The sequence below is a fragment of the Streptomyces sp. NBC_01306 genome (assembly GCF_026340465.1).
Lineage (GTDB): Bacteria > Actinomycetota > Actinomycetes > Streptomycetales > Streptomycetaceae > Streptomyces.
Genome location: NZ_JAPEPC010000001.1, coordinates 5,628,323 through 5,641,237, shown reverse-complemented (window position 1 = coordinate 5,641,237; position 12,915 = coordinate 5,628,323). Strand labels below are relative to the sequence as shown.

10 protein-coding genes are annotated in these 12,915 nt (G+C 72.2%); 9 read left to right on the top strand and 1 reads right to left on the bottom strand.

The window, feature by feature from the left end; translation table 11 throughout:
- Window positions 1-86 precede the first annotated feature (86 nt).
- The 4 genes from OG385_RS24860 to OG385_RS24845 all read left to right on the top strand — a co-directional run bounded on the left by OG385_RS24860 (window position 87) and on the right by OG385_RS24845 (window position 5,265).
- Entirely contained in the window at window positions 87-1,292 is a 1,206-nt protein-coding gene (locus OG385_RS24860) for a bifunctional adenosylcobinamide kinase/adenosylcobinamide-phosphate guanylyltransferase (RefSeq protein WP_266857791.1), read from the top strand.
- 111 nt (window positions 1,293-1,403) lie between these two features.
- Window positions 1,404-2,558, top strand: a complete 1,155-nt coding sequence (gene cobT / locus OG385_RS24855) for a nicotinate-nucleotide--dimethylbenzimidazole phosphoribosyltransferase (protein ID WP_266857790.1) — start codon at window positions 1,404-1,406, stop codon at window positions 2,556-2,558.
- A gap of 176 nt (window positions 2,559-2,734) precedes the next feature.
- Entirely contained in the window at window positions 2,735-4,501 is a 1,767-nt protein-coding gene (locus tag OG385_RS24850) for a phosphatidylglycerol lysyltransferase domain-containing protein (protein WP_266857789.1), read from the top strand.
- Window positions 4,498-5,265 carry a hypothetical protein gene (locus tag OG385_RS24845; protein ID WP_266857787.1) on the top strand — a complete coding sequence of 256 codons (768 nt, stop codon included), beginning with the start codon at window positions 4,498-4,500 and terminating at the stop codon, window positions 5,263-5,265. Before OG385_RS24850 ends, OG385_RS24845 begins: the two co-directional genes overlap by 4 nt.
- Here the strand turns inward: OG385_RS24845 and OG385_RS24840 are convergent.
- Complete coding sequence (locus tag OG385_RS24840; protein WP_266857785.1) at window positions 5,154-5,933, bottom strand: hypothetical protein; 780 nt, start codon at window positions 5,931-5,933, stop codon at window positions 5,154-5,156. The two genes, OG385_RS24845 and OG385_RS24840, sit on opposite strands and share 112 nt — an antisense overlap.
- 59 nt (window positions 5,934-5,992) lie before the next feature.
- On the opposite strand from OG385_RS24840, the gene OG385_RS24835 reads away from it, so the two are divergent.
- The 5 genes from OG385_RS24835 (at window position 5,993) to OG385_RS24815 (ending at window position 12,817) form a co-directional block, all read left to right on the top strand.
- A complete protein-coding gene (locus OG385_RS24835; RefSeq protein WP_266861142.1) occupies window positions 5,993-6,766 on the top strand; it encodes an adenosylcobinamide-GDP ribazoletransferase in 774 nt (257 codons plus the stop codon).
- Between the two features lie 186 nt (window positions 6,767-6,952).
- On the top strand, window positions 6,953-8,482 hold the full coding sequence (locus tag OG385_RS24830) for a leucyl aminopeptidase (protein ID WP_266857784.1): 1,530 nt from the start codon (window positions 6,953-6,955) through the stop codon (window positions 8,480-8,482).
- Window positions 8,483-8,788: 306 nt separating this feature from the next.
- Window positions 8,789-10,177, top strand: a complete 1,389-nt coding sequence (gene lpdA, locus OG385_RS24825; protein WP_266857783.1) for a dihydrolipoyl dehydrogenase — start codon at window positions 8,789-8,791, stop codon at window positions 10,175-10,177.
- Window positions 10,178-10,287: 110 nt separating this feature from the next.
- Complete coding sequence (gene sucB / locus OG385_RS24820) at window positions 10,288-12,069, top strand: 2-oxoglutarate dehydrogenase, E2 component, dihydrolipoamide succinyltransferase (RefSeq protein WP_266857781.1); 1,782 nt, start codon at window positions 10,288-10,290, stop codon at window positions 12,067-12,069.
- A 124-nt stretch (window positions 12,070-12,193) separates the two neighbouring features.
- Window positions 12,194-12,817, top strand: coding sequence for a GntR family transcriptional regulator (locus OG385_RS24815; RefSeq protein WP_266857779.1), 624 nt, complete (start codon window positions 12,194-12,196; stop codon window positions 12,815-12,817).
- Window positions 12,818-12,915: the final 98 nt, after the last annotated feature.

Sequence of the window (12,915 nt, the reverse complement as noted above, 5' to 3'; positions counted from 1 at the left end):
CCGTACGGGTCTCCCCGGCGGGTTCAACAGCTGCTGGCAGCGTAGCCGGGCGAGCACCGCGAGCGGCCGCGCGGGAGGATCTTCCTGTGGAACTCACTCTCCTCGGCACCGGTGCCCCCGACGGGCTGCCCCGTCCCGACTGTCCCTGCGCCGTCTGTGCGGCCGCCCGGGGCGAGCGGGCACGGGCGGCGACCGCGCTGCTCGTCGACGGCGTACTGCTGCTCGACCTCACTCCGGGGGCCGCCATGGCCGCCGCACGCGCCGGGCACTCGCTGGCCGGCGTACGCCAGGTGCTGCTCACCCATCCGCACAACGGGCCCCCGGTGGAGCTGCCGGCCGGGCTGCCGCAGGCCGGCCGGGTGGCCGACGGACGCGTGCTGACGCTGATCAGCGGGCACCGGGTACGGGCGGTCGCGATGGACTCCCCCGGCACCGGGTACGAGGTGACGTCGCCGGAGGGCGAGCGGCTGCTGTACCTGCCGCCGGGCGCCTCACCCGCGGGATTCCCCGACGACGGCCGGGCTCCGTACGAGATGGTGCTGGCCGATGTCGTCGGACGCCCGGACGCCCTGGCCAGGCTGCGGTCGGCCGGGGCCGTCGGTGCCACCACCGATGTGCTCGCCGTCCACCTCGGCCACGAGGTGCCGCCGGGTCCTGAGCTGGCGAGACGGCTGGCCGCCGCGGGGGCGCGGGCGGTACCGGACGGGACGACGCTGATCGTCGGCGAGTACCACGCGGTGCCCGACCTGCCGCGCCGCACGCTGGTGCTCGGCGGGGCCCGCTCGGGGAAGTCCGTGGAAGCCGAACGGCGTCTGGAGGGGTTCCCGGGGGTCGTGTACGTCGCGACGGGCGGCAGCCGCGACGGGGACGCCGAGTGGGCGTCCCGGGTGGGGCTGCACCGCGAGCGCAGACCGGGCTCCTGGCGGACCGAGGAGACCTGCGACCTGCTGCCGCTGCTGGCGGAGCACGACGGGCCCCCGCTGCTGATCGACTGCCTGTCCCTGTGGCTGACCGACGCGATGGACCGGGTGGGCGCCTGGGAGGACGAGCGGTGGGCGGACGGCGGCGAACGGGCGCTGCACGAGCGGGTGAGCGAGCTGGTCGCCGCGGTCAGGGCCACCCGGCGCATGGTCGTCGCGGTCAGCAACGAGGTGGGCTCGGGTGTGGTGCCGGCGACCGCGTCGGGGCGGCGCTTCCGGGACGAACTCGGGCGTCTGAACGCGGCCTTCGCCGCCGAGTGCGAGCACGTTCTCCTGGTCGTCGCCGGGCAGGCGGTCGTGCTGCGCGGCTGACCGTGATCCTCGACGGGGCGGTGCCGGCGATCCGGCGCACGGATCGAGGTATCGGCGGGAGGTACGGGCCGCGCGGCGTCCCGCGGGAAAGGTGCCGGTACTGTTCGGCGAATGAGCGCGCTGAATCTCGACGACTTCTCCGATCTGATCGAACGTTCCGACAGCGGCGTACGGCGCGAAGCCGAGGAACGCCGGGAGCGGCTGGCCGTCCCGCCCGGCGCGCTGGGCCGGCTCGACGAGCTGGGTGAGTGGCTCTCGGCAGCGCAGTCCGCGGTACCGGTCAGGCCGGTCGACAACGTGCGCGTGGTGCTCTTCGCGGGCGATCACGGTGTGGCCGAACTCGATGTGTCGGCGCGGCCCGCCAAGAGCGCGCATGTACTGGTGCGGGCCGTGCTCGACGGGGAGAGCCCGGTCGCGGTGCTGGCCCGCCGGCTCGGGCTGCCGGTACGGATCATCGACGCCGGTCTGGACTGCGACCCGGCGCTGCTGCCCGACGAGGTCGTACGGCACCGGGTCCGGCGCGGCACCGGGCGGATCGACGTCGAGGACGCCCTCACCGTCGAAGAGGCCGAGCAGGCCGTACGTCTCGGCATGGCCATCGCGGACGAGGAGGCCGACTCGGGCACCGACCTGGTCGTGCTGGGCGATCTGAGCGTCGGCGGCACCACGGCCGCGTCCACGCTGATCGCCGCGCTCTGCGGCACGGACGCCTCGGTCGTCACCGGGCGCGGTGGAGCGGTCATCGACGATCTGGGCTGGATGCGCAAGTGCGCGGCGGTCCGGGACGCGCTGCGCCGGGCCCGGCCGGTCCTCGGCGACCAGCTGGAGCTGCTCGCCGCGGTCGGCGGCGCGGATCTGGCCGCGATGACCGGGTTCCTGCTCCAGTGCTCGGTCCGGCGGCTGCCGGTGATCCTCGACGGGGTGGTCGCGGCCGCGTGCGCGCTGGTGGGCCAGCGGGCCGCCTTCCGCGCCCCCGATTCCTGGCTGGCCGGCCAGGTCAGCGGTGAACCGGCCCAGGCGAAGGCGCTGGACCGGATGGCGCTGACCCCGCTGCTCGACCACGGCGTGACGGTGGGCGAGGGCGCGGGGGCGCTGCTGGCGCTGCCGCTCGTCCAGGCGGCGGCAGCTCTGGCGGCGGAGCTCCCGGAGCGTACGGCGGACGGCGCCGGCGAGATCGCCGCCGCCACGGAAGCCCCCGGCGCGGAAGTCTCCGACGCAAAGGCCCCCGACGCAGAAGCCTCGGCCCAGGACGCCTCCGCCCGGTAGTGCCCGGTCCGTGCCGTCCGGCCGGAAACACCCCCAACCGGGCCGGGAATGGCGCGACTTCGGTGGCGGCGGGGCCATCGCCGGGAGACAGTGGGAAGTAGCACCGCGGCCGGCGGCCTGCCGTCGGCCGCAGCACGTCCCGGCAGGACACCCGGCGCCCCATATCATCGCGTTTCATGGGAGACGTCCGTACATCTGCCGGGGGCACCCCCCTGACCACGGTCCGGTCGCGCCGCTGTGCGGCATTCGCCGTCTGGTACCTGCGTGCCGTGACGTTCATCAACCTGCTGGGCGCCGCATGGGTCTCCCTCGGCCAGGATGTGCGGCGGCACAACACCGAGTACTTCTTCACCCCCTATCTGCTCACCGCGGGCTTCGCATCGGGTGCCTTCAGCCTCTTCCTGGCGATCACCATGCGCCGCCGCAAGCGGGCCGCCTGGCTGCTCAACCTGGTCATGGGCGGGCTCTTCCTGCTGGTGCTCGTGCTGGCCATGTGCTTCCCGGAGTTCCGCAGGTACGCGCAGAACTGGGTCTCGCTGGCGCTGACCGCCGCCTTCGTCCTGTCGCTGCTGATCGGCAGGCGGGAGTACTACGCCAAGGGCGACCGCTCCAACCCGAAGCTGGCGGCCGCCGTTGCCGTGGGCGGGCTGCTGGCCTGCTCGCTGCTGGCCGCGCTGCTGGTCACCGTCACCAACACGGCCCATGACACGTACCGTTCGACGTTTCCGGACCGATGGCGGTACGGCGTGATGCGGCTGATCTCGCTGGTACCCAACGACTCCCGTATCCAGGGCATCGAGACGCCCGCCTGGGTCGACGTCTTCATCAACGTCATGTCCACCGCGCTGCTGCTCGCGGTGCTCTTCGCGGCGTTCCGCTCCCGGCGTGCCGTCGACCCGATCACCCCGGACGACGAGGAGCGGCTGCGCGCCCTGCTGGACAGGCACGGTGAGCGCGACTCGCTCGGCTACTTCTCGCTGCGCCGCGACAAGAGCGTCGTGTGGTCCCCCACCGGCAAGGCCGCGGTCGCCTACCGGGTGCTGGGCGGGGTCTCGCTCGCCTCCGGTGATCCGATCGGCGATCCGGAGGCCTGGCCCGGGGCGATCGAGCCCTGGCTGGCCGAGGCGCGCGAGCACGGCTGGCTGCCCGCGGTGATGGGGGCCGGCGAGGAGGCCGGCACGGTCTACGCCAGGCACGGCCTCGACGCGCTGGAGTTCGGCGACGAAGCCATCGTGGACACCGCGGAGTTCACCCTGGAGGGCCGGGCCATGCGGACGGTGCGCCAGGCGTACAAGCGGGTGCAGCGCGCCGGGTACACGGTCCGGATCCGGCGGCACGAGGAGATCCCCGAGGCCGAGATGGAGCGCCTGGTGCACCGGGCCGACGACTGGCGCGACGGAGCCACCGAGCGGGGGTTCTCGATGGCGCTCGGACGGCTCGGCGATCCGGCGGACGGGCGCTGCATGATGCTCGAATGCCGGGACGGCGACGGCGAGTTGCGTGCCGTCCTGAGTTTCGCGCCCTGGGGCCCCGAAGGGCTCTCGCTGGATCTGATGCGCCGTGACCGGGAGGCCGAGAACGGTCTGATGGAGTTCATGATCATCGAACTCCTGCAGCGGGCGAAGGAGATCGGGATCACGCAGATCTCACTCAACTTCGCGATGTTCAGATCGGTCTTCGAACGTGGCTCGAAGCTCGGGGCCGGCCCCGTGCTGAGGCTCTGGCGCTCGTTCCTCACCTTCTTCTCACGGTGGTGGCAGATCGAGTCGCTGTACCGCGCCAACGCCAAGTACCGGCCGATCTGGGAGCCCCGTTTCATGCTGTTCGAGAAGAGCGCGGATCTGCTGCGCATCGCTGTCGCCTCGGCGCGCGCCGAGGGGTTCCTGGAGGCCCCGGGGCTGCCCGAGTGGCTGCACCGCAAGCAGCTCGGGACCAGACGGTGAACCGGCGTGCGCTGCGCGCCGCGGCCCGCCGCGAGTGGGGGCCGCTGTTCACCACCGTACGGACGGCGCTCGTCACCAGGAAGTGGCGTGCCGTCCCGCTGACGCTCGGCGCCGTCGCCCTGACCGCGTGCTTCCAGATCGTGCAGAACCAGTCGTGGGGGCTGCGGCCGGTGCACGACATCGGGTTCGTCCGGGCGATGGACCCGCTCTGGCTCGCGCTGCTGCGCACCCCGCTCTCGCTGTTCGTACCGGCGCTGGACCTGCCGGTCTGGGGCGCCCTGGTCCAGATCCTGCTGGTGTTCGGCATCGCGGAGATCTGCATCGGCTGGTGGCGGACGCTGCTGATCTCGTACGTCACCACACTCGCCGGGACGCTGTACGCCCGCGCCGCGATCGCGTTCGGGCCGGACAACAGCTTCGGTGTGAAGGCCTCGGACGCGCTGATCGTCGACACCGGCCCGTCGGCCGCCGTGGTCGGTCTCGCCGTCTTCGTCTGCTGGCGACTCGGCGCCCGGTGGACGGCCGGCGCGGTGATCGTGGGCATGGTCCTGGAGCTGGTCGTCAAGGACAACCTGGCGGGCAAGGAGCATCTGGCGGCGATCCTGGCGACGCTGGTGCTCTGCGCCCTCGCGGCCTGGCGGGACCGCAGGCGTCAGCGGGGCGGTCCGCCGTCCCGTCCGGGCAGCTTGGTCCGGGCCGGGTCGGGGGCGCCGCCGATGAACTCCTCCAGCCGGCGCCGGGGGCCCGCCCAGCGCCTGTCGTGACGGTAGGCGCGCCGGATCGCCCTGGCGCGGGCCCGGTGCCTGGTGCGGTAGAACCGCTTGGCCCACGGGGACACCGGCCGGGCCAGCCGGACGGCGCCGATCAGGGCGACGAACGGGACCACAGCGCCGATCAGGGCGATCCGGGGTTTGCCCTTGCTCAGCGCGACGAGCGCGAAGGCGAAGTCCAGCACGGTGTTCACGATGAACGCCCCCCGGTCCTGGGCCTCCTGGGGCGACAGCTCGTTGACCCCGAACGGCAGGAAGCCGCCCAGGATCAGCCCCACCAGGGCCGCCGTCAGCACCACGATCTCGACGCTCTTGCGGCCCTCTTCGCTCCAGTACACGTCGTCGAGGTGGAGGAGCAGGGCGAACTCGTCGAGGACCAGGCCCGCCCCCGCTCCGAAGATGACCGCGCAGACGGCGCCGCCCACCCCGTGTCTCCCGCTGGCCACCGCGCCGAAGCCGCCGATGACCACCAGGATGACGCCGGGCACCACATGGTGGATGTGCATGCCGCCGGGGGTGATGTTCCGGAACGGTCCGCGGCCCGCCCGGATCAGCCGGGCGATGGACCGCACGACCACGAAGGACAGCACGAACGAGAACAGCGCCAGCGTCAGCGGGAGCTTGCCGGGTTCCACGATGTTCCGTGCCCACCAGTGACCCATGCCACCTGCTTCCCTTATGGCTGTTACGCGTAACTTATCCGCCCGCGCCGGCGGATAACCTGCGCGCCATGGACGGCATACGTTTCGCCTTCGGCACGCTCACGGTCCTCCCGGTCCGGGTGACGCGCTGGGACCGGGCCGCGGCGCGCTCGGGGATGCTCTGGGCCCCGCTGGCCGGGCTGGTCGTGGGGGTGTGCGCGGCGGCGCTCGGCGCACCGGTGCTGCTGCTCGGGCCGGGACCGTTGCTCGCCGCCGTGGTGAGCGCGGCCGTGCCGGCGGTCCTCACCCGCGGTCTGCATCTGGACGGGCTCGCGGACGTCGCCGACGGACTCGGCAGCGGGAAGCCGGCCGATGACGCGCTGCGCATCATGAAGCAGTCGGACATCGGCCCGTTCGGCGTGGTGACGCTGGTCCTCGTCCTGCTCGCCCAGGTCGCCGCGCTGGCCCGGCTGTACGGGGAGGGCTGGGCGCACGGAGCGGCCGGCGCGGTCGTCTGCGCGCTCGCGGCCAGGCTGGCGCTGACGCTCGCCTGCCGCCGGGGCGTTCCGGCCGCCCGCCCGGACGGGCTGGGCGCGGCGGTGGCCGGGGCCGTGCCCGCAGGGGCCGCGCTGGGCGCGGCCGTTGGGGTCACCGCGGTGTGCGCGGCGGCGGGCGCGCTCCTCGGTCCGTACGGCGCACTGCGCCACGCACTGGCCGTGCTGCTGGCGCTCGGCGCGGCCCAACTCCTGCTGCGGCACTGCGTGCGCCGCTTCGGCGGGGTGACCGGCGATGTCTTCGGCGCGCTGGCCGAGACGGCGGCGACGGCCGCCCTGGTGGTGCTGACGTTCGGGTGACGCCGGCGTTCGGGGCAGCGGGCATTCACGGGGCGCATCGCCCGGCTCGCACGCCCCGCCGTATTTGCTGCTCTGTCTAATAAGCAGCCCGCGTGGGCGATTTCCGTCACCGAGCGTAGGCTCTGCGGCGGGGCGGCCCCATCCATCGGCCACCGACCAACTCAACGGAAGCGAGATTTCACCACCGTGACTGCTCTCACTCTCAGCACGGCCGGCGCCGCAACGCTGCGCGCCGACGCCGTCGTCGTAGGCGTGGCGAAGGGCGCCAAGGGCCCCGTGGTCGCACCGGGCGCCGAAGCCGTGGACAAGGCGTTCGGCGGAAAGCTCGCCGCCGTTCTGGAGACCCTCGGTGCCACCGGCGCGGAGGGCGAGGCCACCAAGGTCCCCGCACCCGCCGGCCTCAAGGCCCCGGTCGTCCTGGCCGTCGGGCTCGGCGCCGAACCGGACAGCAGGAGTGCCGGCGACGCCGGGGCCGAGTACGCCGAGGAGACGCTGCGCCGCGCGGCCGGTGTCGCCGCCCGCGCGCTGGCCGGTGCCAAGAAGGCCGCCTTCGCGCTGCCCGTCACGGCCGCCGAGGACGTCCAGGCGATCGGCGAGGGCGCACTCCTCGGGGCGTACGCCTTCACCGCGTTCCAGGCCGTCCCCAAGGACGCCAGGGGTCCGCTCGGCGAGGCCGCCCTGCTGGGAGCCAAGCCGCGGGACAAGGCGCACAAGGCCGCCGCCGAGCGCGCCGTGACCGTCGCCGAGGAGATCAACCGCGCCCGCGACCTGGTCAACACCCCGCCGAACGAGCTGAACCCGGCGTCCTTCGCCGCTGTCGCCACCGCGGCCGGCAAGGAGCACGGCGTCAAGGTGCAGGTGCTCGACGAGAAGGCCCTCACCAAGGGCGGCTACGGCGGCATCCTCGGCGTCGGTGTCGGTTCGGAGGCCCCGCCGCGGCTGGTGAAGCTCTCGTACACGCACTCCAAGGCGGAGAAGTCGCTCGCCTTCGTCGGCAAGGGCATCACCTACGACTCGGGCGGCATCTCGCTCAAGCCGGCCGGCCACAACGAGACGATGAAGTGCGACATGGCCGGCGCCGCCGCCGTGTTCGCCGCCGTCGTCGCCGCCGCGCGGCTCGGCCTCCAGGTCAATGTCACCGGCTGGCTGGCGCTCGCCGAGAACATGCCGTCCGGCTCGGCCACCCGCCCGGGTGACGTGCTGCGGATGTACAGCGGCAAGACCGTCGAGGTCCTCAACACCGACGCCGAGGGCCGGCTGGTGCTGGCCGACGCGCTGGCGAAGGCCTCCGAGGAGACGCCCGACGCGATCGTCGACGTGGCGACGCTGACCGGCGCGATGGTGCTGGCACTCGGCAGCCGCACCTTCGGCATCATGTCCAACGACGACGCCTTCCGTACCGAGCTGCACGAGATCGCGGAGGAGGTCGGCGAGCCGTCCTGGCCGATGCCGCTCCCCGCGGACCTGCGCAAGGGCATGGACTCCCCCACCGCCGACATCGCGAACATGGGCGAGCGGATGGGCGGCGGCCTGGTGGCCGGTCTGTTCCTGAAGGAGTTCGTCGGCGAGGGCATCACCTGGGCCCACGTGGACATCGCGGGTCCGGCCTTCAACGAGGCGGGCCCCTTCGGGTACACCCCCAAGGGCGGTACCGGCTCGGCGATCCGCACCCTGGTGCGCCTCGCGGAGCGCACCGCCGACGGCGACCTCGGCTGATCCACGCCACCGCACCTCCCGTACGGCCCCGGGCTCCCCGCCCGGGGCCGTACGGCTTTGCCGTGACTTTGCCGGTGTTCGCCCTGAACGAAATCCGTACGTGCGTACGCCCGGGTGAGCGGCCCGGAGGGCGGATGGGACGTACCGCACTACGGCCCGGCGTCTCGTCGGCGGCCGACAAGTGCAAAGATGGGTCTTCGGCAGGACAGGGCCCCCACCACAGGGCCGAAATAAAAGCGGCCGTACACCCGCCGCCGCCCGGTCAGGGAAGACCGGCACCGGCGCACCATGCATGGAGGACGTGACGTGGCGAACGACGCCAGCACCGTTTTCGACCTAGTGATTCTCGGCGGCGGTAGCGGCGGTTACGCCGCAGCGCTGCGCGGGGCGCAGCTTGGTCTCGACGTCGCCCTGATCGAGAAGAACAAGCTCGGCGGCACCTGCCTGCACAACGGCTGCATCCCCACGAAGGCCCTGCTGCACGCCGGCGAGATCGCCGACCAGGCGCGCGAGAGCGAGCAGTTCGGTGTCAAGGCCACCTTCGAGGGCATCGACATCGCCGGGGTCCACAAGTACAAGGACGACGTGATCGCGGGCCTCTACAAGGGCCTGCAGGGACTGGTCGCCTCCCGCAAGGTGACCTACATCGAGGGTGCGGGGCGTCTCTCCTCCCCCACCTCGGTGGACGTGGACGGCAAGCGCATCCAGGGCCGCCACATCCTCCTCGCCACCGGCTCCGTACCGAAGTCGCTGCCCGGCCTGGAGATCGACGGCAACCGCATCATCTCCTCCGACCACGCCCTGACGCTGGACCGGGTCCCGGAGTCCGCGATCATCCTGGGCGGCGGCGTCATCGGCGTCGAGTTCGCCTCGGCGTGGAAGTCCTTCGGCACCGACGTGACCGTCATCGAGGGCCTGAAGCACCTGGTGCCGGTCGAGGACGAGAACAGCTCGAAGCTCCTGGAGCGGGCGTTCCGCAAGCGCGGTATCAAGTTCAACCTGGGCACCTTCTTCGACAAGGCCGAGTACACCGAGAAGGGTGTCAAGGTCACGCTGGCCGACGGCAAGGAGTTCGAGGCCGAGGTGCTGCTCGTGGCCATCGGCCGCGGACCGGTCTCGCAGGGCCTCGGTTACGAGGAGCAGGGCGTCGCGATGGACCGCGGCTATGTCCTGGTCGACGAGTACATGCGGACCAACGTCGAGACGATCTCGGCCGTCGGTGACCTGGCCCCGACCCTTCAGCTCGCGCACGTCGGCTTCGCCGAGGGCATCCTCGTCGCGGAGCGGCTGGCCGGCCTGAAGACCGTGCCGATCGACTACGACGGTGTGCCGAAGGTGACGTACTGCCACCCCGAGGTCGCGTCGGTGGGACTCTCCGAGGCCAAGGCCAAGGAGGTGTACGGCGCGGACAAGGTCGTCGCACTCAAGTACAGCCTCGCGGGCAACGGCAAGAGCAAGATCCTCAAGACCGCGGGCGAGATCAAGCTCGTCCAGGTCAAGGACGGTGCCGTCGTAGGCGTCCACATGGTCGGTGACCGGATGGGCGAGCAGGTCGGCGAAGCCCAGCTGATCTACAACTGGGAAGCTCTGCCGGCCGAGGTCGCGCAGCTCATCCACGCGCACCCGACGCAGAGCGAGGCGCTCGGCGAGGCCCACCTGGCCCTTGCCGGCAAGCCCCTGCACTCCCACGACTAGTAGCCCTCCCGGGCACTCAGTCCCTGGGCGCGACGACCACTTCCAGACTTCCCAAGCTCTCGGCTGCGCTTGAGCAGGGGAGACCCCATCCGTAAGGAGCAACTGAAACCATGTCGGTTTCCGTAACCCTGCCGGCGCTCGGTGAGAGCGTCACCGAGGGCACCGTCACCCGCTGGCTCAAGGCCGAGGGCGAGCGCGTCGAGGCCGACGAGCCGCTGCTTGAGGTCTCGACCGACAAGGTCGACACCGAGATCCCGGCTCCGGCTTCCGGTGTGCTGGCCTCCATCAAGGTCGCCGAGGACGAGACCGTCGAGGTCGGCGCCGAGCTGGCCGTCATCGACGACGGCACGGGCGCGCCCGCTGCCGCCCCGGCCCCCGCCGCCGCCGAGGCGCCTGCCGCCGAGGCTCCCGCGCCCGCCGCCGAGGCCCCGGCCCCCGCGGCCGCTCCGGCTGCCGAGGCGCCCGCCGCCGGCGGTTCCGCCGAGGGCACGGACGTCACCCTTCCCGCGCTCGGTGAGAGCGTCACCGAGGGCACCGTCACCCGCTGGCTCAAGGAAGTCGGCGACGACGTCGCCGAGGACGAGCCGCTGCTTGAGGTCTCGACCGACAAGGTCGACACCGAGATCCCGTCGCCCGTCTCGGGCACCCTGCTGGAGATCCTGGTCGGCGAGGACGAGACCGCCGAGGTCGGCGCCCGGCTCGCCGTCGTCGGTGCGAAGGGTGCGGCCCCGGCAGCGGCGCCCGCCGCCCCGGCTCCGGCCCCCGCTGCCGCCCCGGCTCCGGCCCCCGCTGCCGCCCCGGCGCCCGCTGCTCCGGCTGCTCCGGCCGCCGCTCCTGCACCGGCTGCTCCGGCTCCGGCGCCCGCCCAGCAGGCTCCGGCCGCGCCGGCGCCCGCACCGGCCCCCGCCGCCTCTCCGGCCCCCGCCCCCGTCACCCCGGCCCCGGCTCCTGCGGCGAACACCGCTGACGACGGCGCCTACGTGACCCCGCTGGTCCGCAAGCTCGCCGCCGAGAACGGTGTCGCGCTCGGTTCGGTCAAGGGCACCGGCGTCGGTGGCCGCATCCGCAAGCAGGACGTCATCTCCGCCGCGGAGGCCGCCAAGGCCGCCGCCCCGGCGCCGTCCGCCGCTCCGGCGGCCGCTGCCAGGGCGCCGAAGCTGGAGGTCTCCCCGCTGCGCGGCCAGACCGTCAAGATGACCCGGATGCGCAAGGTCATCGGCGACAACATGATGAAGGCGCTGCACAGCCAGGCTCAGCTGACCACCGTGGTCGAGGTGGACATCACCAAGCTGATGAAGCTGCGCAACCAGGCCAAGGGAGCCTTCGCCGCCCGTGAGGGCGTCAAGCTGTCCCCGATGCCGTTCTTCGTCAAGGCCGCCGCCCAGGCGCTGAAGGCCCACCCGGTCGTCAACGCCCGGATCAACGAGGACGAGGGCACGATCACCTACTTCGACACCGAGCACATCGGTATCGCGGTGGACTCCGAGAAGGGTCTGATGACCCCGGTCATCAAGGATGCGGGCGACCTCAACCTCGCCGGTATCTCGAAGAAGACCGCGGAGCTGGCCGGCAAGGTCCGGTCCAGCAAGATCAGCCCGGACGAGCTGTCCGGTGCGACCTTCACCATCAGCAACACCGGTTCGCGCGGTGCGCTGTTCGACACGGTCATCGTCCCGCCGAACCAGGCAGCCATCCTGGGCATCGGCGCGACCGTCAAGCGTCCGGCCGTCATCGAGACCGCCGAGGGCACCGTCATCGGCGTCCGCGACATGACGTACCTGGCTCTCTCCTACGACCACCGCCTGGTGGACGGCGCCGACGCGGCCCGTTACCTGACGACGGTCAAGGAGATCCTGGAAGCCGGCGAGTTCGAGGTCGAGCTCGGCCTGTAACCAGCCTCACCTGCGGCGCCCCCCTCCGGACTCCTTCCGGACGGGGGCGCCGCCGTATTGTCATGGGGAGCCTGGTCCGCGCGACCGGCCTCAGCCAGACCAATGCGGTCCGAAGGAGCACAAAATGACGCCGCCCGTCATCCACTCCCTGCGCGAGCAGATTCGCGAGCACATCGTGGAGGGCATCGTCCGCGGGCGGTGGCAGCCCGGTGAACGGATCGTGGAGCGGCGGATCGCCGTCGAGCTGGAGGTCAGCCAGACGCCGGTCCGGGAGGCCCTGCGTGAGCTGGAGTCGCTGCGGCTCATCGAGTCGGCCCCCAACAAGGGCGTACGCGTACGGAATCTGACCGCGGCCGATCTGGAGGAGAGCTACCCCGTCCGGGCCGGTCTTGAGCAGATCGCGGCCGAGCTGGCCGTCGACCGGCTGGCCGACGACGTCTCCGTCCTTGAGCCCTCGGTCGCTGCGCTCTACCGGGCCGACCAGGTGGGCGACAGCGCGGCGCAGGTCAGGCACACCGTGGCCTTCCACCGGGAGCTGGTGCGGGCCGCCGGGAACAGCGTGCTGATGCACACCTGGGAGTCGCTGGGCATCGAGGTGTTCACCACGCTGTCGATCCGCTGGCTGGGGACCGTGCAGAAGTCCTACGCGGAAGAGCACGAGGCGCTGGTCGAGGCCTTCCGCCGGAGGGACCCGCAGATCGGCCCTCTGGTGAAGGACCACGTGCTCGGATGTGCACCGCGGGCCTGATGAGAGGCCCTTTTCGCGGCACCGCGTGCCCTCATCGCTGACACCGAATGCCGACTTTCTACGTTACGGAAAGATTTTTCCTTCAACCCTTTGATCGA

Coding starts and splice junctions, on each gene's coding strand:
- cobT (WP_266857790.1), top strand. CDS start 1,404: ATGAGCGCGCTGAATCTCGACGACTTCTCCGATCTGATCGAACGTTCC.
- OG385_RS24850 (WP_266857789.1), top strand. CDS start 2,735: ATGGGAGACGTCCGTACATCTGCCGGGGGCACCCCCCTGACCACGGTC.
- OG385_RS24840 (WP_266857785.1), bottom strand. CDS start 5,933: ATGGGTCACTGGTGGGCACGGAACATCGTGGAACCCGGCAAGCTCCCG.
- sucB (WP_266857781.1), top strand. CDS start 10,288: ATGTCGGTTTCCGTAACCCTGCCGGCGCTCGGTGAGAGCGTCACCGAG.
- OG385_RS24815 (WP_266857779.1), top strand. CDS start 12,194: ATGACGCCGCCCGTCATCCACTCCCTGCGCGAGCAGATTCGCGAGCAC.